The sequence below is a fragment of the Roseibium aggregatum genome (assembly GCF_017309185.1).
GTDB lineage: Bacteria > Pseudomonadota > Alphaproteobacteria > Rhizobiales > Stappiaceae > Roseibium > Roseibium aggregatum_B.
Genome location: NZ_JAEKJZ010000001.1, coordinates 839018 through 863231 on the forward strand (window position 1 = coordinate 839018; position 24214 = coordinate 863231).

General features: G+C 62.3%; 23 protein-coding genes. 19 read left to right on the plus strand and 4 right to left on the minus strand.

Annotated features, from left to right (window positions below; all coding sequences use genetic code 11):
• Nucleotides 1-23: 23 nt before the first annotated feature.
• Complete coding sequence (locus tag JF539_RS03780; protein ID WP_207139011.1) at nt 24-1349, minus strand: ABC transporter substrate-binding protein; 1326 nt, start codon at nt 1347-1349, stop codon at nt 24-26.
• Nucleotides 1350-1587: 238 nt separating this feature from the next.
• On the opposite strand from JF539_RS03780, the gene JF539_RS03785 reads away from it, so the two are divergent.
• Entirely contained in the window at nt 1588-2604 is a 1017-nt protein-coding gene (locus tag JF539_RS03785; RefSeq protein WP_207139012.1) for a LacI family DNA-binding transcriptional regulator, read from the plus strand.
• A gap of 131 nt (nt 2605-2735) precedes the next feature.
• On the plus strand, nt 2736-4109 hold the full coding sequence (locus JF539_RS03790) for a peptidoglycan-binding protein (protein WP_207139013.1): 1374 nt from the start codon (nt 2736-2738) through the stop codon (nt 4107-4109).
• A gap of 502 nt (nt 4110-4611) precedes the next feature.
• Here JF539_RS03790 and JF539_RS03795 read toward each other — a convergent pair.
• On the minus strand, nt 4612-5133 hold the full coding sequence (locus JF539_RS03795; RefSeq protein WP_207139014.1) for a CBS domain-containing protein: 522 nt from the start codon (nt 5131-5133) through the stop codon (nt 4612-4614).
• Nucleotides 5134-5312: 179 nt separating this feature from the next.
• Here JF539_RS03795 and JF539_RS03800 point away from each other — a divergent pair, with 179 nt between their 5' ends.
• Nucleotides 5313-5498 (plus strand): hypothetical protein, encoded by a 186-nt coding sequence (locus tag JF539_RS03800; protein WP_207139015.1) that lies wholly within the window; start codon nt 5313-5315, stop codon nt 5496-5498.
• A 13-nt stretch (nt 5499-5511) separates the two neighbouring features.
• On the opposite strand, the gene nqrM is transcribed toward JF539_RS03800, so the two are convergent.
• Both nqrM and JF539_RS03810 read right to left on the minus strand, forming a co-directional pair.
• The gene (gene nqrM, locus JF539_RS03805; RefSeq protein WP_207139016.1) at nt 5512-5760 is read right to left on the minus strand and encodes a (Na+)-NQR maturation NqrM; all 249 of its coding nucleotides are present in this window, start codon (nt 5758-5760) and stop codon (nt 5512-5514) included.
• A 20-nt stretch (nt 5761-5780) separates the two neighbouring features.
• Entirely contained in the window at nt 5781-6815 is a 1035-nt protein-coding gene (locus JF539_RS03810; protein ID WP_236042336.1) for an FAD:protein FMN transferase, read from the minus strand.
• A 171-nt stretch (nt 6816-6986) separates the two neighbouring features.
• Between JF539_RS03810 and JF539_RS03815 the strand changes: the two genes are divergently transcribed.
• From JF539_RS03815 to JF539_RS03890, 16 genes are all read left to right on the plus strand, one after another.
• Entirely contained in the window at nt 6987-8330 is a 1344-nt protein-coding gene (locus JF539_RS03815) for a Na(+)-translocating NADH-quinone reductase subunit A (protein ID WP_207139017.1), read from the plus strand.
• Between the two features lie 2 nt (nt 8331-8332).
• On the plus strand, nt 8333-9532 hold the full coding sequence (locus tag JF539_RS03820; protein ID WP_207139018.1) for an NADH:ubiquinone reductase (Na(+)-transporting) subunit B: 1200 nt from the start codon (nt 8333-8335) through the stop codon (nt 9530-9532).
• Nucleotides 9525-10349, plus strand: a complete 825-nt coding sequence (locus JF539_RS03825) for a Na(+)-translocating NADH-quinone reductase subunit C (RefSeq protein WP_207139019.1) — start codon at nt 9525-9527, stop codon at nt 10347-10349. The genes JF539_RS03820 and JF539_RS03825 overlap by 8 nt, the downstream gene beginning before the upstream one ends.
• Nucleotides 10349-11002, plus strand: a complete 654-nt coding sequence (locus JF539_RS03830; RefSeq protein WP_207139020.1) for an NADH:ubiquinone reductase (Na(+)-transporting) subunit D — start codon at nt 10349-10351, stop codon at nt 11000-11002. The genes JF539_RS03825 and JF539_RS03830 overlap by 1 nt, the downstream gene beginning before the upstream one ends.
• Entirely contained in the window at nt 11002-11610 is a 609-nt protein-coding gene (gene nqrE, locus JF539_RS03835; protein ID WP_207139021.1) for an NADH:ubiquinone reductase (Na(+)-transporting) subunit E, read from the plus strand. The genes JF539_RS03830 and nqrE overlap by 1 nt, the downstream gene beginning before the upstream one ends.
• Before the next feature lie 12 nt (nt 11611-11622).
• Nucleotides 11623-12843 carry an NADH:ubiquinone reductase (Na(+)-transporting) subunit F gene (gene nqrF / locus JF539_RS03840; RefSeq protein WP_207139022.1) on the plus strand — a complete coding sequence of 407 codons (1221 nt, stop codon included), beginning with the start codon at nt 11623-11625 and terminating at the stop codon, nt 12841-12843.
• 694 nt (nt 12844-13537) lie between these two features.
• Nucleotides 13538-15103 (plus strand): sugar ABC transporter ATP-binding protein, encoded by a 1566-nt coding sequence (locus JF539_RS03845; protein WP_207139023.1) that lies wholly within the window; start codon nt 13538-13540, stop codon nt 15101-15103.
• Complete coding sequence (locus JF539_RS03850) at nt 15100-16098, plus strand: ABC transporter permease (protein WP_207139024.1); 999 nt, start codon at nt 15100-15102, stop codon at nt 16096-16098. The genes JF539_RS03845 and JF539_RS03850 overlap by 4 nt, the downstream gene beginning before the upstream one ends.
• Entirely contained in the window at nt 16095-17120 is a 1026-nt protein-coding gene (locus tag JF539_RS03855) for an ABC transporter permease (protein WP_207139025.1), read from the plus strand. The genes JF539_RS03850 and JF539_RS03855 overlap by 4 nt, the downstream gene beginning before the upstream one ends.
• 44 nt (nt 17121-17164) lie before the next feature.
• The gene (locus tag JF539_RS03860; RefSeq protein WP_207139026.1) at nt 17165-18382 is read left to right on the plus strand and encodes a sugar ABC transporter substrate-binding protein; all 1218 of its coding nucleotides are present in this window, start codon (nt 17165-17167) and stop codon (nt 18380-18382) included.
• A gap of 106 nt (nt 18383-18488) precedes the next feature.
• On the plus strand, nt 18489-19613 hold the full coding sequence (locus JF539_RS03865) for a LacI family DNA-binding transcriptional regulator (protein WP_268957539.1): 1125 nt from the start codon (nt 18489-18491) through the stop codon (nt 19611-19613).
• Nucleotides 19600-20148 (plus strand): hypothetical protein, encoded by a 549-nt coding sequence (locus JF539_RS03870; protein WP_207139027.1) that lies wholly within the window; start codon nt 19600-19602, stop codon nt 20146-20148. The genes JF539_RS03865 and JF539_RS03870 overlap by 14 nt, the downstream gene beginning before the upstream one ends.
• Nucleotides 20149-20183: 35 nt before the next feature.
• Nucleotides 20184-21074 (plus strand): N-acyl homoserine lactonase family protein, encoded by an 891-nt coding sequence (locus JF539_RS03875; RefSeq protein WP_207139028.1) that lies wholly within the window; start codon nt 20184-20186, stop codon nt 21072-21074.
• The gene (locus tag JF539_RS03880; protein WP_207139029.1) at nt 21074-22015 is read left to right on the plus strand and encodes a 3-hydroxyacyl-CoA dehydrogenase; all 942 of its coding nucleotides are present in this window, start codon (nt 21074-21076) and stop codon (nt 22013-22015) included. The genes JF539_RS03875 and JF539_RS03880 overlap by 1 nt, the downstream gene beginning before the upstream one ends.
• 60 nt (nt 22016-22075) lie before the next feature.
• Nucleotides 22076-23407, plus strand: coding sequence for a histidinol dehydrogenase (gene hisD, locus JF539_RS03885; RefSeq protein ID WP_207139030.1), 1332 nt, complete (start codon nt 22076-22078; stop codon nt 23405-23407).
• Complete coding sequence (locus JF539_RS03890) at nt 23404-24165, plus strand: SDR family NAD(P)-dependent oxidoreductase (RefSeq protein ID WP_207139031.1); 762 nt, start codon at nt 23404-23406, stop codon at nt 24163-24165. Before hisD ends, JF539_RS03890 begins: the two co-directional genes overlap by 4 nt.
• The last annotated feature ends 49 nt before the right edge of the window (nt 24166-24214 follow it).

Sequence of the window (24214 nt, forward strand, 5' to 3'; positions counted from 1 at the left end):
TGCCCGGAGGAGGGCGGCGGTTCTTAGAGTTTGCCGTCGTCTTCGAAGGTCTCGGTCCAGTCGCGGACCAGGCCGTCGAGCGCTTCCTGCGCGGTGCCGTTGCCGGCGACCACATAGTCATGGAAGCGGCGCTGGGTGTCCTGAAGCAGGGTTGCGTAGCTCGGCTCGGCCCAGAAGTCCTTCACCACGGCCATGGAGTCCAGGAAGGTCTGGGCATAGGGCTGGCTTTCCGGGAACTCGGGCGACAGCGTAACCGCCTTCAGGCAGGAGAAACCGCCCATTTCCCACCACTTGGCCTGGACCTCCGGCTGGGCGAACCACTTGATGTACTCAAGGGCCGCGTCCTTCTTGTCGGAGTAGGAGACCACGGAAATGCCCTGGCCACCGAGCTGGGCGAACTGGTCGCCGTTCGGGCCTTTCGGGTTGACGAAGTAGCCGGTCTTGCCGTGACCGACATTGGCGTCGCTCTCGAAGCCCGGCCAGGTGAAGGCGAAGTTCATCTGCAACGCGACCTGGCCGGATTTGAAGGCGTCGATGCCCTCGCTCATATAGCCGTTGGACGAGCCCGGGGGCGTGCAGCAGTCGTAGAGTTCCTTGTAGTACTCCAGGCCGGCGACGGCGCCTTCGGAATTGACGAAACCTTCCATGTCGTAGGGCTGGTCCGGGTTCTCATAGAGGAAACCGAAGCTGTAGAGCACGTCCATCGCGCCCATGGTGATGCCTTCCGAGCCGCGCTCGGTGTAGATGGAGGCGCCGTAGACGGTCTTGCCGTCGATCTCGCGTTCCTGGAAGAACTCGGCGATGTCCTTCAGCTCCGCGAAGGTCTCCGGAACGCCGAGGTCGCGGCCGTATTTTTCCTTGAACTCGGCCCGCAGTTCCGGACGCTCGAACCAGTCCTTGCGGTAGGTCCAGCCGACCACGTCGCCGAAGGCGGGCAGGGCCCAGTAATTGGGCGAATTCTTCGGCCATTCGGAGTAACCGGTCACGGTGGCGTCGATGAAATCGTCCATCTTGATGCCTTCGGCGTCGAAGAAGTCGTTCAGCTTGACGTAGTGACCGTTTTCGGCCGAGCCGCCGATCCACTGGCTGTCGCCGATCATCAGGTCGCACAGCTTGCCGCCGGAATTGAGCTCGTTGAGCATGCGGTCGGCGAAATTCGGCCAGGGCACGAATTCGAAGCTCATGTTGTGGCCGGACTGGGCCTCGAAATCCTTGCTCAGCTCCACAAGAGCGTTGGCCGGATCCCAGGACGCCCAGCAGAGCGTCAGGTCTTCCGCCTTGGCCTGCGATGCAAGGCCGGACATCAGCAGGGCGCAGGCGCCCGCCGTCAAAAGGTGTCTTGAATGCATTTGGTCAATCCTCCCTAGAACAGATCGGCCAAACCCCTCCAGGCACGGCGTCTCCGTTGGGGTTAGACTAATTGAGACACGTGTCTCAAAACAAGTAAAAAATGACGCACGTGTCTCATTTTGTGCTATGGACTAGGAAGGGAGCGGTGGCGCCGGGCAAAGTCAGGCGCGGCCGGAAAAAGCATAACATACTGAATTAATGACAAAATCAGACCCATCTCCATCCGAGGCGCCCTTGATGCGGCCGACCACGAAAGACCTGGCGAAAGTCGCCGGCGTCAGCCGGGCGACGGTCGACCGGGTGCTGAACGGCCGGGAGGGGGTCAAGCAGAAAACCATCGACAGGGTCAACGAGGCGATCCGGGAACTGGGCTTCGTCCGCAATCTGTCGGCGGCCAATCTCGCCAAGAAGAAGAGCTACCGTTACGTCTTCGTCCTGCCGCGCTCCGGCGATCTGTTCCTGCAGGAAATCATGCGCCACGTGCGCGAGGCTGAAACCATCCTGGTCGACGACATGATGTCGGCGGATATCGTGCAGCTCGACGAGAACGATCCGCACGGCATCGCCGCCTATCTCGGCACGCTCACGACCGAGACGGTCGACGGGGTGGCGATCATGGCGCCGGAAAGCCCGCAGGTGCGCGACGCCATTGTCCGCCTGAACGAGAGGGGCGTGCGGGCGCTGCCCTTCGTCTCCAACCAGACGCTCACCGACAACGACTGGGTCGGCATCGACAACCGGGCCGCGGGCGCCACGGCGGGGACCCTGCTCGGACGCTTTCTGGGCGGCGTCGAGGGCAACGTGCTGATCGTCTCCGAGACCATGAAATCCCGCGACAGTCTGGAGCGGCGCTTCGGCTTCGATCAGGTCATCAACAGCCAGTTTCCAAGGCTACGTGCTCTACCGTCGCTCGAAACCTATGGCTCGATGGACCGGGCGGAGGCGGTCATCCGCGCGACGGCGAGCCGGCAGAAGATCGCGGCGGCCTATATCCTTGCCTCCGAGGCGCGCGGGCCCTTGACCGTCCTGCGCGAGCTCGGTCTGCCGGGAGACATCGTCACCGTCGCCCACGAGCGCACCCCCTACACGGAAGAGGCGCTCCGCTCGGGCGACCTCGACGCGGTCATCTCCCAGGACGCCGGCCACCTCGCCCGCAGCGCCATCCGCAAGCTGAAAGCCATGACCGACCGGCGCAGCACGCTCCTCTCCCAGGAAAAGATCCGCATCGAGATCCTGCTGGCGGCCAATCTTTGAGATTTCGTCCTGCCGCTGGGTGGCTGGAGGTAGGCGATGGTGTGTTATACACGCTATTAGCGAGAAATGCGGACGCGCCGGTCAAACGGCCGGGGCACGACCAGGACATGACGGGCAGGGGAGCAGGGGCCGTGACGAAAATTCATTTTGCCAGGGTTTACATGGCGGTGCTGGTCGGTGCGGTCCTGTCTGTGTCGCCGCATCTACCCGCCGCAGCAGAGGAACCTCAGGGCAGGGTTGAGACCTCTGTGGAGCAGGCCGTGACCATTGCGTCGGAAGCCGAAAAGCCGAGTGCCGGAGCAGGCGACGATGTGCCGGTTCAGGACTGCGACCGGCTGGCGGCCGCTCCCTTGGATCCGCAGGCTGTGACGGTCGGGGTGCGGCCAGAACAGATTCGGGCGCAAGAGGCGATTAAGGCCTGTCGGGAGGCTGTGCGGAAATTTCCCGAAAGCAGCCGTCTGCTTGCTCAGCTTGGGCGTTCTCTCCATGTCGCTGGCGACTTCGACGCTGCCGCAACTTGGTACAAGAAGGCAGTCGACCTCGGCTCGCTCGGTGCGATGAACAACCTTGGCTGTCTCAAGATGAATGGCCTCGGCGTGCCGCGCGATCCCTGGAAAGCCGTGGAATTGTTTCGTCGTGCGGCGGAGAAAGATTTCACAATAGCAATGATCAATCTGGGCAACGCACATTGGAGGGGTATTTACGCGGCACGGGGTTTGCGATTAGCCAGGACATGGTACAGAAGGGCTGCGGAGAGGAGAAACACCCAGGCCATGATGCTGCTTGGACGTATGGCGCGCTATGGCTACGGTAAACCGCTGAACGCCTGGGAAGCGGCGAACTGGGTCCGCCGGGCTGCCCTGGCGGGCGACGCCAAGGCTATGGAGGTGCTCGGCTCATTCTACGACAACGGGTTTGGCGTGGTGCAGAACGAAGAAACGGCCGCCAAATGGCACGAAGCCGCCGCCGAAGCCGAAAATATCGACGCCACGATTGCTGCCGCCAAAGCAGGAAATATCCAGGGCATGTTTATCGCCGCGCAGGCGCTCGATGAGGGCCGGGGTGTTCCCGTGGACAGGGAAGCGGCGACAGACTGGTTCAAAAAGGTGGCGGAGAGCGGGAACGGTGAGGTGATGTACACACTGGCCGGCCGCTATCGGGATGGCGTCGGAACAGAGAAGGACCCGGTTCAGGCTTATGAATGGTTCGGGCGGGCTGCGGAAGCGGATTTCACCGCGGCCTATTACGATCTCGCCGCTGCCTACGACAGCGGCCACGGCGTTGGCCGCGATCCTGATGCCGCCGCCAAGATGATGTTATTGGCATTGAAGGATGGCAACACCACCGCTGAACGACAGATGACGACCGAGGCTGATGTCTGGAGCAGCGAATTCCGCCGGTCGTTGCAACGGTTGTTAAAGGTCAAAGGTACCTACAGCGGCCCCATCGACGGCAAGTTCGGTCCGAAGACGCAGCGGGCGATCAGGTTGGTAAAACCGCTATAGCGCATAGAGTTCAGCTTTAAGGCTTTAGGGTGCGGACATAAAGGTCCGCGGAAACGAGGATGCGGCTACGCTGTTCGCCCTGCCGCTCTTTTACGAAGGAAAGCGCTCCCCGCCGATGAAGGCCGGCAGCTGGAGGCGGTCTGGCTGGGCTCTCTGGCTGGGCTCTCTGGCTGGGCTCTCTGGCTGGGCTCGTTGGCAAACCGCTCGACGGCGCCGGGATCGAGCGCCTCGTCGGGAAAAAGCGGCAGCACCGAGGTCATACCCATGGCTCGTTTTCTCATCTTGCCGGAACTTGACGCCCGCACATGCCGGTGGCCGATTGGCGACCCGCAATCCCCCCGACTTCCGGTTCTGCGGCGCTCCGACGGACCCGGGGCAGGTCTACTGAGTAAACTGCGACCGCAAGGCCTATGAACCAGGGTTCGAGCGCAGGAACCATCGCGCCGTTTCCAGCGCGACGAAGAGACGGCTCCAGTTTTAAGGGCAGGCCAGGATCCGTTCCCTAGCCGACAATCAATTGCTTGAGCTGCAGCGCTTCGTATTCGAGCTCGGTCAGTCGGTAGTTCACGACATCGCCGATGGTCACCATCCCCGCAAGGCTGCCGTCCTCGACCACGGGCATGTGGCGGAAGCGGCCTTCGGTCATCCTGCGAAGAACCGAGATCAGCGGGTCGTCAGGGGCGCAGACCTCCACATTCACGGTCATCACGTCCTCCACGCGTTGCGCGAGCGTCTGGCCGGGCGTATCCGCCAATTTGCGCACGATGTCGCGCTCCGAAAGAATCCCCTGAAGGTTTCCTTCGGCATCCTTGACGATCAGGGCTCCGATTCTCTTGTCCCGCAGCAATTCGACCGCTTCGTGCAGGGTGTTTTGCGGTCGAAGGGCGAACACGTCCGATCCCTTCTGATCGAGCACCTTGCGGACCGTTGCGGCCTCTTTCTTGATGTTCGTTTCAGGCGTCTGGCTGTGCGTGCTAACCTGCTTCTTGTCTTTCTGGCTTGGCGCCTGATAAGAGCTTGGCATGAACGTGGCTCCTTTGAATCTCCATCCCAAGATCAACGGACGGTCAAAAGGGACCGAGTGACCGTCCTCAAGTTGATCGATTCTCTGGCGTTGAAGCGGCTTGCATTTTGTCCAGGGCAAGGTGCTCCAACGTAAGGAGCAGCTTAACCGAAACACGCCGGCCAAAGGAACTCTCTAAGTTGGCAGATTTTATTCTCACGCCATTGACCGCGACGGTGTTGTTCGTACTGGCCTGCCTTGCAGGCTATCAGTACCGCCGTGTCTGGGTGAAGGAGGGGCCGCGTTGGAAACTGTGGCTGTTCGGACTTGTCGCAGGCGCGTGCCTTGCCCTTGTCGCCTTTATTCCGGTCTCGACGATCAACTGACGCGAAAGCCGCTTCAGCTTGCGCGGCTCTCCTGGGCTTCCATTTCCGCGAGCATCTTGCGCGCGCGCGGGCAGGCGAGGCGCTCGCGCAACGGGCTGTCGGGATCGATTTCCTTGTTGCAGACCAGGCAGTGATCCGCGCCGGAAAGGGCGTTCAGCCCGCCGCAGCTTCCCTTGATTGTCTTGCCGGAGAAAATCACGCCGATCGCCATGCCGACAATGACGGTCAGGAGGAGCGCGAAGGCAAGAACAAATGTCAGCACGGGTCGTATCCGGTCCTGGGTTAGGCCTGCAGAGCGGAGAAGCGGTTGCTGGCCGCCGTCACGAAACCCTTATCGCCTGCATCGGCTGACCGATCAATGAACAGAACAGCGAGATCACGGCGATTTGCGATCTCCAGTCCGCGCTCGGTGCCATGCACCAGAAGCGCAGTCGCCCAGGCGTCTGCGAGCATGGCGCTTTCCGCCAGCACCGTCACGGAAGCCGTGCGGTGGGTGATCGGGCGTCCGGTGCGCGCGTCGAGAATGTGCGAATAGCGCTGGCCGTCTTTTTCGAAATAGTTGCGATAGTCGCCCGATGTGGCCATGCCGAGATTGGAAAGGCTGGCGATCCGGTAGGCCTGGCGGGTGTGGGCATCCGGCGATTCGATGCCGATCTGCCAGTCGAGCCCGTCGGCGTTGCGGCCGGAGGCATAAAGGTCGCCGCCGATTTCGACCATGAAATCCTTCAGGCCGAATCCCCTGACCGCCTGGGCCATCTGGTCGATGCCATATCCCTTGCCGATGGACGGCAGATAGATCTGCGTATCGGGACGGCTCTTGCTGATTCGATTGCCGGTGACGCGCAGGCCATCCGTCTGGCCGGCGGCATTGACGGCGGCTGCCAGCTTGTCGGCTGCCGGCTGTGCATGTCCATGCGTGTCTTTCGCGCCAAAGCCCCAGGCTTCGATGACAGGGCCGAGCGTGATGTCGAATTGGCCTTCGCTCGCCTGGTGGATGTCCTTGGCGGCGCTGATCACCTTGGCGAGGTCCTCGGAGACGGTCATCGCCTCGGTCGAGGCAAGGGCATTGAAACGCGACACTTCCGAGGAAGGGTCCCAGTTGGACATCTGGGCATTGACTTTCGCGAGGCTATTTTCGATCGCTTGGCGCAGCGCGGCCTTGTCGACGGACCCATCATGGTCTAGAGCCGTGACGGAATAACGCGTTCCCATCGTCGAACCTGAAAGCTCGATAACCTCCGCGCCACCTTTACAGGCAGCCAGAGAGAGCGACATCAGGATGAAACTCCGCCGGGAGAAACTAATGTTAGTTGGCAAGATACCAGCCTCCGATCGATCACCTGCGACTTGCGCCGCACATTCAATGCGCTTTTCATTGGTTCTGGAGCCTGATTCAACAAAAAAATGTAGCGAATTGGCAATTTGGCACTTTTTAACGGCGTAAAAACATAGGATACGGCACTTTGTTGAAATCTGGAGGCCGGATGCGTGCAAAGCTTTAAGCTCAAAAAAGGTCTTGATCTGCCAGTGCTGGGGGCACCGGTGCAAGAGATCGGCGAGGGCGTCGAAACCGGGACGGCCGCGGTGCTTGCCGCGGATTATGTCGGACTGAAGCCCCGGCTCGTTGTCCAGGAGGGCGATGTCGTCGGTGTCGGCGCTCCGCTGTTTTACCACAAGGACACGCCGGACGTGATGGTCGTCTCTCCGGTGGCAGGCCGGGTGAAGGCGATCAATCGCGGTGCGCGCCGCGTCCTGATCGGCGTCGAGATCGAAGTCGACAATACCGCCGCCGCTCCCGTGGATTTCTCTGATGTAGGTGACGCCGCAACGGCTGAAGGCCTGACCGAACGCCTGTGCGCCTCCGGCTTGTGGACATCCTTTCGCACGCGCCCCTATTCCAAGGTTCCCGATCCGGCCACGCGTCCGGCGGCAATCTTCGTCAATGCCATGGACACGGAACCGCTTTCGCCGGACCCCGCGGTGATTCTCGCCGAAAGCGCCAACGACTTCGCCAAGGGCCTCGAAGCGGTCGCCTCCCTTAGCGAGGGAAAGACATATCTCTGCCTTGAAACAGGCGCGGCGATACCGGGGCAGGACGTCGCCGGCATCGAACTTGCCAGCTTCTCCGGTCCGCATCCGGCCGGACTGTCCGGCACGCATATCCATTTTCTGGAGGCTCCGGGAGCCGCGAAGACGGTCTGGACCATCGGATACCAGGACGTTGTCGCCATCGGGCGGCTGCTGCGCAGCGGCCATTACGACCCGCGCAGGGTGATCGCGCTCTCCGGTCCGCGTTGCGCGAAGCCACGGCTGATCCGCACGGTCGCAGGCGCCTCGATGGAGGAACTCAGCCGGAACGAGATCGCGGGCGACGAACCTGTCCGCCTGATTTCCGGTTCGATACTGAGCGGCCGGCTGGGAGAAGGCGCGAGCGCCTATCTCGGCCGCTACGCCCGCCAGATCACATTGATCGAAGAGGACCACAAGCAGATCCCGTTGGGGTGGATTCGGCCGATGCCCTCCAAATTCGCGATCCAGCCGGTTCTCGGCTCCGCACTCTCCAAAAAGCTCTACGCCTTGACCTCGAACCTCAACGGCGGCCGGCGCGCCATGGTGCCGCTCGGCACCTTCGAGGAGCTGATGCCGCAGGATTTCCTGCCGACGCAATTGCTGCGCGCGTTGCTGGTCATGGATACGGACCAGGCCCAGGCGCTGGGCGCGCTGGAACTGGACGAGGAAGATCTGGGGCTGGTCGGTTTCGCATGTCCCGCCAAATACGAATACGGCATGGCGCTTCGCGACTGCCTCACCAAAATTGAGAAGGAGGGCTAGACTTGGGCCTTCGTAACTTCTTCGACCGTATCGAGCCTCACTTCGCGAAGGGCGGCAAATACGAGAAGCTGTTCCCCGTCTACGAGATGGTGGAGAGTTTCCTCTACACGCCCAGGACGGTGACCACGGCGGCGCCCCATGCGCGCTCCTACATCGATATGAAGCGGATCATGACCTATGTGGTCATCGCCACGATCCCCTGCATTCTTGTCGGGCTCTACAATGTCGGCTTCCAGGTGAACTCCGCAATCGCGGTTCACGGCGCCTCCGGCTGGCGCGCCTGGCTGATCGAGGCGCTGGGCATCGGTTTCGATCCGGCCAATCCCTTCGCCAATTTCATGCACGGACTGCTCTACTTCCTGCCGATCTACATCACCACGCTCGTGGTGGGCGGTATCTGGGAGGTGATCTTTGCGACGGTGCGCGGTCACGAGGTCAACGAGGGCTTCCTCGTCACCTCTATGCTCTACGCGCTGATCTTGCCGGCTTCCGCGCCTCTCTGGCAGGTGGCGCTGGGGATTTCCTTCGGGGTGGTCATCGGCAAGGAGGTTTTTGGCGGCACCGGTAAGAACTTTCTCAATCCGGCCCTGACCGGCCGTGCGTTCCTCTATTTCGCCTATCCCGCCCAGATGTCCGGCGACACGATCTGGACCCCGGTGGACGGATTTTCCGGCGCCACGGCGCTGTCCGTCTCCGCGTCCGACGGCTACGCGCAGCTGGCGGCGGACGGCATGAGCTGGATGGACGCCTTCATCGGCACGATCCAGGGGAGCATCGGGGAGACATCGACCCTTGCCTGCCTGATCGGCCTGGCTTTTCTTCTGTTCACCAAGATCGCCAACTGGCGGCTGGTGGTCGGCTGCCTGGCCGGCATGATCGGGTTTTCGACGCTTCTGAACGTCATCGGCTCGGACACCAACCCGATGTTCGCCATGCCCTGGTACTGGCATCTCGTGGTTGGCGGCTACGCCTTCGGCCTGGTGTTCATGGTCACGGAGCCGGTTTCGGCCTCGCACACCAATCTGGGCCGCTACTTCTATGGCGCCCTGATCGGTTTCATGGTTGTGATGATCCGTGTCATCAATCCGGCCTTCCCGGAAGGAATGATGCTCGCGATTCTGTTCGGTAACGTTTTCGCACCGCTGATCGATTATTTCGTGGTGCAGGCAAACATCAAACGCAGGGCCAAACGCAATGCCTGAAGACAGCGGTCAGAAAGAAAACAATCGCGACAAGGGCTTTGTTCGGCGTTTTCTCGAACTGCCGCCGGACTCCGTGCCCAAAACCGTGTTCGTCGCCGTGGCACTGTGCCTGGTGGCCTCGATGATCGTGTCGGCGACCGCGGTGTCGCTTCGGCCGATCCAGGAGGTCAACAAGCTCCGTGACAAGCAGATCAACATTCTGCAGGTCGCGGGCCGGTACGATCCGTCCGAGAACGTCACAGAGGCCTTCTCGGTGTTCGAGCCCCATGTTCTGGAACTCGACACGGGTGAATTCACGGACGCCTTCGACCCGACGACCTTCGACGATCGCGCCGCGGCCGAAGATCCGGCGACATCGGTCGCCTTGCAGGACGATCCGGCCTCGATCGGGCGGAAATCGAAATATGTCACCGTCTATCTTCTGCGCAACGAGGACGGCAGCCTGGACAAGGTGATCCTGCCGATCCACGGCTACGGCCTCTGGTCGACGCTCTACGGCTTTATCGCCCTGGAGGAAGACGGCAACGACATCTACGGGCTGCAGTTCTACAGCCACGCGGAAACCCCCGGTCTCGGCGCCGAGGTCGACAATCCGCGCTGGAAAGCGCTCTGGAGGGGCAAGAAGCTGGCCGATGACAGCGGCGATCTGCTGATCACCGTCGCCAAGACCGCGCCGCCCCAAGGCGAGGACTATCACGTCGACGCACTGGCGGGGGCCACCCTGACCTCGCGCGGTGTCGACAACCTGGTACGTTTCTGGATGGGCGAGGAAGGTTACGCACCCTTCCTTGAAAACCTCAAGGCGGGAGAAATCTGATGGCGCAGACCAAAAGAGAACTGCTTGTCGATCCGCTGGTCGACAACAACCCGATTACGCTGCAGGTCCTGGGTATCTGTTCGGCCCTGGCCGTGACGTCGTCCCTCAAGGTGGCCTTCGTGATGGCGCTCGCGGTGACGCTGGTGACCGCGTTCTCCTCCATGTTTATCTCCATCCTGCGCAACCAGATCCCGGGAGCGATCCGGATCATCGTGCAGATGGTGATCATCGCGTCGCTGGTGATCATCGTGGACCAGATCCTCAAGGCCTACGCCTACGAGATCTCGAAAACCCTGTCGGTTTTCGTCGGGCTGATCATCACCAACTGCATCGTCATGGGCCGTGCGGAAGCCTTCGCCATGAAGAACCCGCCGATCGCCTCGTTCATCGACGGCATCGGCAACGGTCTCGGCTACGGGCTGATCCTGATGATGGTCGGCGTCATCCGTGAGTTGTTCGGCTCCGGCAGCCTCTTCGGCATAACGATCCTGCCGACCGTCAACAACGGCGGCTGGTACGTTCCGAACGGTCTGCTGCTGCTGCCTCCGTCCGCCTTCTTCGTCATCGGTCTGCTCATCTGGGCGTTCCGGACCTGGAAGCCCGAGCAGGTCGAGGAGCGCGAATACAAGATCCAGACGGTGGAGGCACACTGATGGAACAGCTGCTTTCCCTTGCCGTCAAGGCGGTCTTCGTCGAGAACCTCGCGCTGTCCTTCTTCCTGGGCATGTGCACGTTCATCGCTGTTTCCAAGAAGATCTCCACCGCCATCGGCCTCGGCATTTCCGTGATGATCGTGCAGGCTATCACGGTACCGGCGAACAACCTGATCCTGACCTACCTGCTGGCGCCGGGCGCCCTGTCCTGGGCCGGTTTCGGCGATGTGGACCTGACTTTCCTGGGCCTGATCTCCTATATCGGCGTCATCGCGGCGCTGGTGCAGATCCTGGAGATGGTGCTCGATAAGTATTTCCCGCCGCTCTACAACGCCCTCGGCGTGTTTCTGCCGCTGATCACCGTGAACTGCGCGATTCTCGGCGGCTCCCTGTTCATGGTGGAGCGGGACTACGATTTCCCGGAAGCGCTTACCTACGGCGTGTCCTCCGGCTTCGGCTGGGCTCTGGCGATCACCGCGATGGCCGGTGTCCGCGAGAAGCTGAAATACTCCGACATCCCGGAAGGCCTGCAGGGTCTGGGCATCACCTTTATCACCGCCGGTCTGATGGCTTTGGCCTTCATGTCCTTCAGCGGCGTCAAACTGTAACGGGAGAGCCCTGTGGCCACATTTGGACTAGGCATACTTCTCTTTACTCTGATCGTGCTCGGTCTTGTCGCGATCATTCTTGCGGCCCGTTCCAAGCTCGTCTCGGTGGGCAACGTCAACATCACCATCAATGGCGAGAAGACCATTGCGGTGCCGGCGGGCGGCAAGCTCTTGCAGACTTTGGCCGAGCAGAAACTTTTCGTGCCCTCGGCTTGCGGTGGCGGGGGCACCTGCGCCCAGTGCCGGGTCAAGATTTTCTCCGGCGGCGGCTCGATCCTGCCGACGGAAGAAAGCCACATCACCAAGCGCGAAGCCGCCTGCGGCGATCGTCTGTCCTGTCAGGTGAGGGTCAAGCAGGACATGGAGATCGAGGTTCCCGAAGAGGTCTTCGGCGTCAAGAAATGGGAATGCACGGTCCGCTCCAACGAGAATGTGGCCACCTTCATCAAGGCGCTGGTGCTTGAGCTGCCCGAGGGCGAGGACGTGAACTTCCGCGCCGGCGGCTACATTCAGATCGAGGCGCCCGCGCACAAGCTCAAATACACCGACTTCGATGTCGAGGAGGAGTATCGCGGCGACTGGGACAGGTTCAATCTCTGGCAGTACGAGTCGACCGTCAACGAACCCGTCGAACGCGCGTATTCCATGGCGAACTATCCGGAAGAAAAGGGCATGATCATGCTCAACGTCCGCGTGGCCTCGCCGCCTCCCGGCACGGAAGGCATTCCTCCCGGCAAGATGTCGAGCTACATCTTCAACCTGAAGCCGGGCGACAAGGTCACGATCTCCGGACCCTTCGGCGAGTTCTTCGCGCGTGACACCGACAAGGAGATGGTGTTCATCGGCGGTGGCGCCGGCATGGCGCCCATGCGCAGCCACATCTTCGACCAGCTCAAGCGATTGAAATCGAAGCGCAAGATCAGCTTCTGGTACGGCGCGCGGTCCAAGCGGGAAATGTTCTTCGTCGAGGATTTCGACCAGCTTGCCGCGGAAAACCCGAATTTCGAATGGCATGTCGCCCTGTCCGACGCGCTGCCGGAAGACGAATGGACCGGCTACACCGGATTCATTCACAACGTCCTCTACGAGGAATACCTCAAGGACCATCCCGCGCCGGAAGACTGCGAATTCTACATGTGCGGACCGCCCATCATGAACTCCTCGGTGATCAACATGCTGCTCGACCTCGGCGTCGACCGCGAAGACATCATGCTGGACGACTTCGGCGGCTAGAACATCGTGCGGCATCTCTGAACGACGGGATGCCGGAAAGCAGCTCGTTCGGTCAGGCGGCTCATCGCCTGACACGGGTTGCTTTCCCGCCCCCAAGGGGCCGGTTTCCCTTTTCCGCCGATCTTGTTGGTTAGCTCTGGTGGTGGCAAGCGCCACGGCGAACATACCGCCTCGCAAAGGGCGTAAGCGCGGACAGAAACGCCGACTCTCCCCCTTTGGACGGCGGAGCCCCGCAACGTTTCGCCAGCAGACCCGGCCTTATCCTGTGACGAGGCCCTGACGGCATGGCCGATCCCGGCCTTGATTTTCTGAAATCCCGCGAAAATTCTGTCCGCTCGACCACCGGCTGCTCGTTCGAACCGCGCTTCTTGTGGTGCCTCAGGGCCTCGTCGCGGCTTGTCTCATGCGTGACAGGGGAAAACCTGGAAACGCCGGCTGGTCCGGCCACATATACCCGTTCTCAGGGGTGCGTTCGCTTGACTTGCGAGAATGCGGGTGGGCAATCTATGTAAATAAAAAACATTATTTATCAATATGTTATTGCGTTCTTGTGTTGGGTGGGCACGCTTAAGATCTCCGTAAATAATCAAGAGGCTTGACAGTTCTGACAGTATCTGTTGAGAATTGGGAACGTTTGCAGAGAACGTTTGCAGAGAACGTTTTCTGTTGCGGGAGGAACATCGGGAGGAAGCTGATGACAGGAGCGGTTGCGGTCGCTGGCGGGGAAGCCGTGCCGGGCGCGGCACTTGAGCTGCGCGCCGAGGGAGTGTGCAAGTCCTACGGCGCCACAGTCGCGCTGGAGCATGCCGACATCGCGCTACAGGCCGGCGAGGTCCATGCCCTGCTCGGGGAAAACGGCGCCGGCAAGTCGACGCTCGTTCGCATCCTGACCGGGGCGGTCACGCCGGACGCAGGGCGGATGTATCTGCATGGAGCCGCCTACACCCCCCATTCCATTACCGATGCCCGGGCGGTCGAAGTTGCGACGGCCTTTCAGGAACTGAGCCTGGTGCCGAACCTTTCGGTCGCGCAGAACCTTCTGCTGCCCAGGCTGGCCTCCTCCCGTTCGGGGCTCATCTCGCGGGCCGACGTTCTGGCGAAGGGGCGCGAGATTCTCCTCCGTCATGACCTCGAGCGGATCGACCCCGCGGCCGAGGTGGCGCGCCTGCCGCTGTCGGATCGTCAAAGGATCGAGATCGCGCGGGCGGCCGAGAACGCGGGCCGTGTGCTGATCCTCGACGAACCCAGCGCGTCTCTCGCGGAGACGGACTGGCTGTTCGCGCAGGTGGAGAACGCCAAGGCGCGCGGCGTGGCAATCCTTTACATCTCCCATCGCCTTGCCGAGGTGCGCGCCATCTGCTCGGTCGCCACGGTGCTGCGGAACGGCCGCTCCATCGCGACCGTCGACCTGGACGATGCGAGCGACGGCGACATCTTCGAAATGATGGTCGGCCACAGGGTCGATCCCGCGCGCCCCGCCGCCCGTTCCACATCCGGACCCCGCGAAGCCCGGGTGGCCGTGACGGACATCGCCGGCTCTGAACTGAATGGCGTTTCCTTCGACCTGAATGCCGGTGAGGTTCTGGGTGTGGCGGCCCTGGAAGGGCAGGGGCAGCGTGAGCTGTTTCGTTGTCTGGCGGGGGTGCAGAAGCCGGAAGCCGGGGAAATCCGCATCGACGGCCGGCCTGCGTCCTACCGGTCGCCCCGCCAGGCGCTGCGCTTCGGCAGTGGCGTCAGCTATCTGCCGGAGGAACGCAAGACCGAGGGCATTCTCGCCGGTCTTTCCGCCGCCACCAATGTCGTACTGCCGTTCCTGCCACGCATCTCCCGCGCGGGAATGGTCGGCCAGGGGCGCGAAGTCTCCGCGGCTCAGGACGCGGCGAACGCGGTCGAGATGAACCCGCGCTATCTGACCTTTCCCATCGGAGAGCTCTCGGGCGGCAATCAGCAGAAGGCCCTGATGGCCCGCACGCTTGCCTCCGGGGCCAAGACGCTGCTGCTCTTCGACCCGACGCGTGGCGTCGATGTCGGCACCAAGGAATCCATCTACGCGGCGATCAGCGCATTCGCCGATGAGGGCGGGTCGGTCCTTTTCTATTCCTCCGAACTTCCCGAAATCGTTCAGCTCGCCGACCGCTGCCTCGTTCTCTACGGGGGCAGGGTCTTCGAAAGCTTTTCGGGCGAGGACATCAACGAACAGCGGCTCGTCGCGGCCATGATCGGTCACCACGATGCCACCGGACAGGAGGCTACCCGATGAGCGAGGTTCTCCCGAACGAGGCGTCCACGTCGCCCGCGCCGGTCATGGGCAGCCTGTTGAGGCAGCTCACCCAGGGGGCGGGACTGATCGTCATCCTCTACGTCGCGCTCTACGCCATCTACGGCTACCTCCAGCCGCGCGCCCTGGAGCCCTACGCGATCGCCGCGCTCATGAACAACACGGCGCCGCTTGCGCTCGCCGCGGCCGGTCAGACGTTCGTCGTGCTGAGCCGAGGCTTCGACCTGTCGCTCGCAGGTGTGATTTCGATCTGCAACGTGACGCTCGCGGTCGTGCCCATCGAAGGGCCGGGGGGCGCCGCGCTCTCCGTGCTCCTCTGCCTGGCGATCGGGGCGTCGGTTGGTGCGGTCAACGGGTTTCTCGTTGCCTATCTCAGGCTTCAGTCGATCGCGGCCACCCTGGCCACGATGATCATCTGCCAGGGGATCGCGCTGGTCATCCTGAACGCGCCGGGCGGCTTTGTCGCGGAATGGATCGTCTACGAGATGACGGACCGTCTCTGGGGCCTGGTTCCGGTGTCGGGGCTCGTGGTCCTGTCGGTCGTCGCGCTCTGGCTGATGCTTCGGCGCACGGATTTCGGCGTTGCAATCTATGCGGTCGGTGCGGACGAGCAGGCGGCGTCGCTGTCGGGGGTCAACGTCAGGCGCGTTCGCTTCGGGGCCTTCGTCGGTGCCGGGCTGCTCTACGGGCTTGCGGGGTTCATGCTGAGTGCCCAGACGGCCACCGGCAACCCCAATTCCGGAACACCGCTTCTTTTGCTGACCTTCGCGGCCGTTGCCCTCGGAGGGACGTCCCTGGCCGGCGGACGCGGGGGGCTGTTTGCCTCGGTGATCGGCGCCGCGACGCTGACGCTCCTGCAAAAGGTCCTGTTCTCGACCGGTGTTTCATCCTTCTACACAGGCATCTTCCAGGGCGCAGTTCTGATCCTGGCCGTCGTCTTCAGCACCGCAATCTCCCGGATCGGAGAGGAAAAATGACAATGGCCAACAACAATCCGCTCGCCGAAACAACATTCGTCCAGTCCGGGGACACGCGCCGCAGCGCAAAGATCAGCCGGGAAACGATCAGCGCCATCGCTGTCGCGGTGCTCTGCGTCGTGTTGTTGCTCGGTGCCCGTTTCGTCAGCCCGTCGCTCGGCTCCTGGTCGCAGGTGGAAACGGTGCTGATCCTCGGTTCCTTTCTGGTCGTCCTGTCTTTCGGCCAGGGGCTCGTGATTCTGTCGGGCGGGCTCGACCTGTCCCTGCCGGCGATGATCACACTCGGCGGCATCCTCGCGACCAACTGGATCGGCTCGAGCGATCCGGGCGCTTGGTATCTGCTGCCCATCGTGCTGCTGGTGTGCGCCGGCGTCGGGTTCCTGACGGCGCTGGGGATCGTGATCCTGCGTGTTCCGCCTTTCATCATGTCGCTTGCCATGTCGATCATCGTCTCCTCGGCACTGCTCGGCTATACCAAGGGCACGCCCCGCGGTGCGGCGCCTGAAATGGCGATCGCGCTGATGAAGGGATCCGTCTTCGGTCTGCCGGCACCGATCCTGTTCACCATCGGGTTCGTGATCCTCGGCTGGCTTATCCAGAGCCGTTCGATCTTCGGCCGCTACCTCTATGCCATCGGCACCAATGTCGAGGCGGCCCGTATCGCCGGGGTGCCGGTCTTCACCGCGCAGGTGCTGCCCTACGTCTTAAGCGCAACCTGTGCCGGGCTCGTCGGCATCATGCTGGTCGGTTATTCGAACGGTGCGACGCTGCGTATGGGCGACGACTACCTGTTGCCCTCCATCGCGGCGGTCGTCATCGGCGGCTCGTCGATCCTGGGCGGGCGCGGCACCTTTCTCGGCACGGTCGGCGGCGCGCTGCTGCTGACCACGCTCGGCACCATCATTTCCGCAATCGGTCTGGAATTCGGTCTCCGCACGATCATCGAGGGAGCCATCGTTCTGACTGCCCTGCTGCTTCTGAGGGAGGAGCTTTTTCAGAAGCTGGGTTCGCTCTGGAAATGACTGCGCGAACCTTGAACAAACTACCCATAAGAGGAGGAATGACCATGAAATTGAACACAGTCAAATCCATAGCCCTGGCGCTGGCGCTTGGCTCGACCGCACTCGCGGGCATCCAGCCGGCGGCCGCCCAGGACAAGGAGAAGTTCAAGATCTACCTGAGCCTCAGCTATTCCGGCAACGCCTGGCAGTCGGAAGCGGCCAATATCGTCAAGGCCCTGGCCGCGACCCCGCCCTACAACGAAACGGTCGAGCTGATCGAAGTCATTTCGGGCACGGACCCGCAGGCTCAGATTTCCGCCTATGAAAGCATGATCGACGAAGGCGCGGATGGCATCGTCAGCTTCCCGATCTCCTCCACGGCGCTGAACCGGACGATCCGCCGGGGCTGCGAGGAAGGCGTTCTGTTCTTCATGTACGACGCCACCGTCACGGAAAACTGCGCCTACAACGTCAGCTACCTGACGGCCGGTTTCGGGGAAAACACCGCACAGGCGCTGGTGAACGAACTCGACGGCAAGGGCAAGATCTTCCTGTCGCGCGGCGTGCCGGGCAACTCGGTCGACAAGCGCCACACCGACGGCGCCATGCACATCTTCAACCAGTACCCGGGCATCGAGGTCGTGTCCGAATATTACTCCTACTGGGACGACCGGACCACGCAGCAGGAAACGGCAAAGGCTCTTGCCGCGCATCCGGACGTAGACGGCATCTGGGCCCAGGCCGGCGAATACGGTGCCGTGCAGGCGCTGCTTGACGCCGGTGACCGGCTGGTTCCGATGACCGGCGAGAATTCCGCCGGCTTCCGTCTGGCGCTCGCCAACCCGGACATGCAGGAAAAAGGCCTGTCGGGCGTGTCCGCCGGCTCGCCCCCTGCCCAGTCGGGTTACGCCTTCAAGCTGATGATGGAAATTCTCACGGGCAAGCGCGAGCTGGAACCCATGAACATCGAGTACCCGCTGCCCTGGGTTCCCGCCGCAAGCGTTCAGGTCTGCGAAGGCGATGTCTACGAGAACGGATGTAACGTCTTTCCCGCGGACCGTGTTCCGTCCTCTTTCGTCAGCGAAGTCCTGAACCCGGTTCTTCTGCCTGAGGTGAATGTGGAATCGGCCTTGAACGGAACGCCGGTCGCCGGTGCCACGATCCAGCCGCTTCCTGCGGAAGTAGTCGAGGCTGCCAACGAACCGGGCATCAACTGTTCGCGCTGCGAGGCATCGGAAACGCTCTACGAACTCACAAAGATCGAGCCGACGGTCCAGCCCTAGGACCGAGGCCGACCGGCGGGTTCGCCCGCCGGTTTCCCTTCATGCCTGCCGGGTCGGAGAGAGAGACAGATCTACCTGCTGAATTGACCGGCGTCGCAACATGTGGATGTGTTCCAGGGTCCGGGTTGCGGGCAGCGAGAAGAAAACTTTGAGGGGACGGTTTCAAGTGGCAACGAAACAAAAAGAACCGAGGACGGGACGCATAACCGTGAAGGATCTGGCGAAGGATTTGGGCATGTCGGTATCGACGGTCTCGCGCGCCTTTTATCCGGAAGCCATTGTCGCTGAAAAAACACGAGAAGCCGTCTTGAAACGGGCGACCGAACTCGGCTACCGGCCGAACCCGTTTGCACAAAGCCTTATCACCAAGAAATCCCAGATCGTCGGAATGGTCGTTTCGGACCTGACCAATCCGTTCTACCCGGAGGTCATGACACGCCTGACCGCAAAACTGCAGGGCGCTGGTATGAACGTCATGCTGGCGGCGGCAAACGAACCGGACAAGACCGACGAAGCCGTAGACCTGTTGTTGTCCTATCAACCGGATCTGGTGATCGTGCTTGCCGTTACCTTGTCCTCCCATGCGCAGGAAAAATGCGAGAAAGCAGGGGCTCCGTGCATATTCTTCAATCGTCTTTCAGCGGACGGGCTGGGTTTCGGCGTCAGCTGCGACAATGAGGAAGGAGGGCGGCGCGTGGCCGACTTCCTGATCGACAGCGGTCACAGAGACCTGGTTTACATTTCCGCCTTTCCCGGCGCGTCCACCAATGTCGAACGGCAGAACGGGTTTTGCCGGCGTGCCGTGGAACGCGGTCTTGAGGAGCCCCGGGTCATCGAGGCGGGTTATTTCACTTACGAGGCCGGGTATTCCGCCGGATTGAGGATGGCCGATGTTCCCGGTCCCGCTGACGGCGTGTTCTGCGCCAACGATATCGTTGCCATCGGCTTCATCGAAGGCGTTCAGGAAGGTCTCGGGCTGCGTGTTCCGGAGGATCTCTCGGTTGTCGGCTTTGACGACATCACGATGGCGGGCTGGCCTTCGCACAAGCTTACGACGATCGCCCAGCCACTGCAGGAAATGATGAAGGCCACCGTCCAACTGTCCGTGGAACTGGCCCGCGAGCGCCACCTGGAACCCCGAATTAACAGAATTCCGCCGGGCGAACTGGTCCAGCGGAGCACGACGATGCCGCGTTCACACGCCAAGGAGGATACCCATGCAGAGCGCTGATCTCTTTGCCCGTCTCAGCACCGTGCACCGGCCCGACTGCGCGCTGTTCGAAGACGGCCCCGTGCCCAAACCGGCGCCGGATCCGGAAGAAGTCGCCCGCCTGGTGGGTTCGTCGGAGGCGGCCGCCTACGCGGAGGCGTGCCGGCCGGTGTTCGAGGATCTGCGACGCGTGATCGGACAGCTTGCCGGTCTCATGATCCTGGCCCAGCTGACCCGTTCGACCGAAGTGGCGGACCTGTCGGAGCTTTCCTCCTGCCGGGCCCGCTGGGAAAGCAGCGGTGAAAGACTTGCCGCGCTTTCCGCGCCGGCTGCGCTGACCGCACATCTGGAGCAGATCTCGGCGGCACATGTTTTTTGTGGCCGGGCTCTGGGAACGTTCTCACTGATCCGGCCGAGCCGGGACAACGATGACCTGTTCGACGACATCGCGCGCCATGTGCGGCGCGCATACGCCCACCTGCGCGCCGTCACGTCCGAGAAGGCCGGACTGGAAATGGTGGATCTGACACATGCCTGCTGCTCCTGCGGACGCTAAGCGGGGCTGAACGACAAACGGAGGAAATAAGACCTATGGCTGACTATTCGATCTGGGTTTGCGAATATTCATACGTCCCCAACTACCACAAGAGCGGCGTTCTCTACGGCGCGCACAATCAGGGCTACGTGAAGCTTCCTTATTGCTACGTCGTGATCAAGGGCAAGGACCATGTGGCCATGGTCGATGTCGGATACAACGACAAGGACTACGGCAAGACGCTCGGCGACCGTTTCGGCGTGGAAAACTGGCGCAACCCCAAGACGGTAATGGCCGAACTCGGTCTGTCGCCTGAGGATGTCGATACCTGCTTTATCACCCACGCCCATTTCGATCACTTCGGCAATGTCGAGGATTTTCCGAACGCCAAATTTTACATCCAGGAGCGCGAGATCTCCAAATGGGTCTGGGCCATGTCCCTGCCTGACCGCATGCGCTGGATGATGGTGGCCGTCGACCCGGGCGACATCGTTCGCGGTGTGGACCTGGCGCGCGACCGGCGGCTGGAAACGGTCAATGGCGCACTCACCGACGTCCTGCCGGGCATCGACCTCCATCCGGCGGAAGACAGCCACACCTGGGGCTCGATGTGGGTCACCGTCCGCAACGATGGCAAGCCCCAGTCCGAGGACACCTGGGTCCTTGCCGGCGACCTGATTTATGTGTTTGAGAACATCAAGGGTCCGGGCGCTGCCGTGGATGCGGATGAGATCTACACACCGGTCGGCCTTGCCACCGGAAGCCAGGCCAACCTCGTTCTGGCGACCGAGGAGATGATGAAACAGGTCGGTTACGACAGCCACCGCATCATTCCGGTCCACGAGGAGCGGTTGCGTGACACATTCCCGTCACGGATCTCGAAAGAAGGGCTGCGGATCACCGAAATCTGTCTTGCGGACGGTGAAACATCGAAGGTGACGGCCTGATGGCGGACAAATCGGTCGTTGCCATTGTCGGCGCCGGACTTGTCGGCTCCGGCTGGGCTCTCGTCTTTGCGCGCGCCGGGCATGACGTCAGGATCTTCGATCCGGATGCAACCGTCCGGGACCGGGTGCTGCCCTGGGCGGCGGCCTCCGTGGAGGAACTTGTTCAGGCGGGCCTTGTCTCCGGCGGCGAAGAGGTTCTGCAGCGCCTTTCGGTCTGCGAAACCCTTGAGGACGCGCTCGACGGCGCGGGATACATCCAGGAATCCGTTTTCGAGACGGTCAAGGTGAAGTCCGAAGCGTGCCGTGCGATCGATGCGGTCATGCGAAGCGACGCCATCGTCGGGTCTTCGTCGTCCGGCATTCCGGCGTCGCGCTTTACCGAAGACTGCCGCAACAGGAACCGGTTTCTGATCGCGCATCCGGTGAACCCGCCGCATCTTGTGCCGGTGGTCGAACTTGTGCCGGCGCCCTGGACCGACGACGAGGCCATGACCGAAACACGGCGGATCATGACAGAGGTCGGACAGGTTCCGGTCACCCTGACCCGCGAGATCGACGGCTTCATTCTCAACAGGCTTCAGGGCGCGCTCCTGAACGAGGCCTGGGCACTCTACGACGAGGGCTACGCGAGCCTTGAGGATATCGACGCGACCGTGGCTCACGGGCTGGGGTTGCGCTGGTCCTTCATGGGCCCTTTCGAGACCATCGACCTCAACGCCCCTGGCGGCATCACCGACTACGCCGCCCGGCTGGGCGGCATGTACCACGACATGGCGGCCAAACGCGTGGCCAGGCCGTGGCCCGAAGAAACAATCCGCAAGGCGGGAGAGGAACGCCGGCAGACCTTGCCGGAAGGCGATCTTGCGGACCGCCGCGCCTGGCGGGACGCCGCGCTGACGCGTCTTGCCGCATTCAAGAAATCCCAGGGTCTGGGGCCTTGAGGCCCGGAAAGCCGCATTGACGACCCGGACCAGTAAAGACCCGAAACAAGGAAAAAGATGATGTCCATAACCTATCTCAAGCGAGGAAAGCCCGAAGCGGACCGCGCTGATGACGACGCCAAGACGCGTTCCGTCGTCGAAAGCACGCTCAAGGATATCGAGGAGCGCGGTGACACTGCCGTGAGGGAGCTTTCCGAGAAGTTCGACAAATATTCCCCGCCGTCCTTCCGCCTGTCGGAAAGCGACATTGAATCGATCGTCTCGAAAGTTTCCGACCAGGAAATGGCCGATATCCGGTTCGCCCACGACCAGGTGCGGAATTTCGCCCAGGCACAGCGGGACTCCATGCTGGACATCGAGGTCGAGACGCTGCCCGGGGTGGTGCTTGGCCACAAGAATATCCCCGTGCAATCCGTCGGCTGCTACGTACCCGGCGGCAAGTTTCCGATGGTCGCCTCGGCCCACATGTCCGTTGCCACCGCCTCGGTCGCGGGCGTGCCGCGCATTCTCGCGGCAACGCCCCCGTTCAAGGGCGAACCCAATCCGGGTGTGATTGCGGCAATGCAGATGGGCGGTGCTCATGAAATCTACGTGTTTGGCGGCATCCAGGCGATCGGTGCCATGGCGATCGGTACCGAGACGATTGACCCGGTCGACATGCTGATCGGTCCGGGCAATGCTTTCGTTGCCGAAGCAAAGCGCCAGTTGTTCGGTCGCGTGGGCATCGATCTGTTCGCGGGGCCGACGGAGACGCTGGTCATCGCGGACGAAACGGCGGCCGATGCCGAACTGTGCGCCACCGACCTGCTGGGCCAGGCCGAGCACGGCTACAACAGCCCCTGCGTGCTCCTGACGAACTCGGAAAAGCTCGCGCGCGACACCATGGCGGAAGTCGAGCGGCTGCTGGGCATTCTGCCGACCGCCGACACGGCCCGGGTCAGCTGGCAGGACTACGGCGAGGTGATCGTCTGCGATACCTACGACGAAATGCTGCAGGCCGCCAACGACATTGCCTCCGAGCACGTTCAGGTCATGACGGACCGGGACGAGTGGTTCCTGGACAACATGCATTCCTACGGAGCGCTTTTCCTCGGGCCGCGGACCAACGTCGCCAATGGCGACAAGGTCATCGGCACCAACCATACCCTGCCGACCAAGAAGGCGGGCCGTTACACCGGTGGGCTCTGGGTCGGAAAATACCTGAAGACACACAGCTATCAGCGCATTCTGACCGACGAGGCGGCCACCATGATCGGTGAATACGGCTCACGCCTGTGCATGCTGGAAGGGTTTGTCGGTCACGCCGAACAGTGCAACGTCCGGGTCCGCCGCTACGGCGGGATCAACGTGCCCTACGGCGAAGGCGCTCCCTACCGCAAGGCTGCCGAATGACGGCTGCCGGTCCGACATTCCGCCTCGACGGGCGCCGGGCGCTCGTCGTCGGCGCCAGCCGGGGTATCGGCCGGGCCGTCGCGGAGGCGATGGCCGCGGCGGGCGCGGAGGTAACACTCTGCGCACGCTCGGCGGAGCAGATCGACGAGACGGTCTCGGCCCTTCGCGCACAAGACCTCCAGGCGGAGACGCTGGCGGTCGACGTGACGGATACCGGGGCTTTTGCGGCGACCGTCGCGGCCCTCCCGGCTTTCGACATTCTGGTCAACAACGCCGGGACCAACCGCCCGAAGCCGCTCGCCGAGGTCTCCGAGGACGACTATGACGCCGTCCTGAACCTGAACCTCAGGGCGGCCGTCTTTGCCGCCAAGGCGGTAACGGCGCGGATGCTGGCAGAGGGCCGGCGGGGATCGGTCATCAACATGTCCTCGCAGATGGGCCATGTCGGGGCGGCGAACCGGACCATCTACTGTGCCTCGAAATGGGCGCTTGAAGGGTTCACGAAGGCGCTCGCGGTGGAACTTGCCCCGGCCGGTATCCGGGTCAACACCATCTGCCCGACCTTTGTCGAAACGCCGATGACAAAACCCTTTTTCGAAGATCCGAAATTCCGCGACGAAGTTCTGGCCAAGATCCCGCTAGGACGGTTGGGACAGGTGGAGGAAGTCGCCGCCGCGGCGGTCTACCTGGCCTCGGACGCGGCAGCCCTGATGACGGGCAGCGCCCTGAAGCTGGATGGCGGCTGGACGGCGCTTTGACCCCGGTGTCAACATGAGGATGCCGTCTGATATCTTCGGCGAACCCGGC

Coding starts and splice junctions, on each gene's coding strand:
- JF539_RS03780 (WP_207139011.1), bottom strand. CDS start 1,349: ATGCATTCAAGACACCTTTTGACGGCGGGCGCCTGCGCCCTGCTGATG.
- JF539_RS03785 (WP_207139012.1), top strand. CDS start 1,588: ATGCGGCCGACCACGAAAGACCTGGCGAAAGTCGCCGGCGTCAGCCGG.
- JF539_RS03795 (WP_207139014.1), bottom strand. CDS start 5,133: ATGCCAAGCTCTTATCAGGCGCCAAGCCAGAAAGACAAGAAGCAGGTT.
- JF539_RS03825 (WP_207139019.1), top strand. CDS start 9,525: ATGCCTGAAGACAGCGGTCAGAAAGAAAACAATCGCGACAAGGGCTTT.
- JF539_RS03830 (WP_207139020.1), top strand. CDS start 10,349: ATGGCGCAGACCAAAAGAGAACTGCTTGTCGATCCGCTGGTCGACAAC.
- nqrE (WP_207139021.1), top strand. CDS start 11,002: ATGGAACAGCTGCTTTCCCTTGCCGTCAAGGCGGTCTTCGTCGAGAAC.
- JF539_RS03845 (WP_207139023.1), top strand. CDS start 13,538: ATGACAGGAGCGGTTGCGGTCGCTGGCGGGGAAGCCGTGCCGGGCGCG.
- JF539_RS03850 (WP_207139024.1), top strand. CDS start 15,100: ATGAGCGAGGTTCTCCCGAACGAGGCGTCCACGTCGCCCGCGCCGGTC.
- JF539_RS03855 (WP_207139025.1), top strand. CDS start 16,095: ATGACAATGGCCAACAACAATCCGCTCGCCGAAACAACATTCGTCCAG.
- JF539_RS03860 (WP_207139026.1), top strand. CDS start 17,165: ATGAAATTGAACACAGTCAAATCCATAGCCCTGGCGCTGGCGCTTGGC.
- JF539_RS03865 (WP_268957539.1), top strand. CDS start 18,489: ATGTGTTCCAGGGTCCGGGTTGCGGGCAGCGAGAAGAAAACTTTGAGG.
- JF539_RS03870 (WP_207139027.1), top strand. CDS start 19,600: ATGCAGAGCGCTGATCTCTTTGCCCGTCTCAGCACCGTGCACCGGCCC.
- JF539_RS03875 (WP_207139028.1), top strand. CDS start 20,184: ATGGCTGACTATTCGATCTGGGTTTGCGAATATTCATACGTCCCCAAC.
- JF539_RS03880 (WP_207139029.1), top strand. CDS start 21,074: ATGGCGGACAAATCGGTCGTTGCCATTGTCGGCGCCGGACTTGTCGGC.
- hisD (WP_207139030.1), top strand. CDS start 22,076: ATGTCCATAACCTATCTCAAGCGAGGAAAGCCCGAAGCGGACCGCGCT.
- JF539_RS03890 (WP_207139031.1), top strand. CDS start 23,404: ATGACGGCTGCCGGTCCGACATTCCGCCTCGACGGGCGCCGGGCGCTC.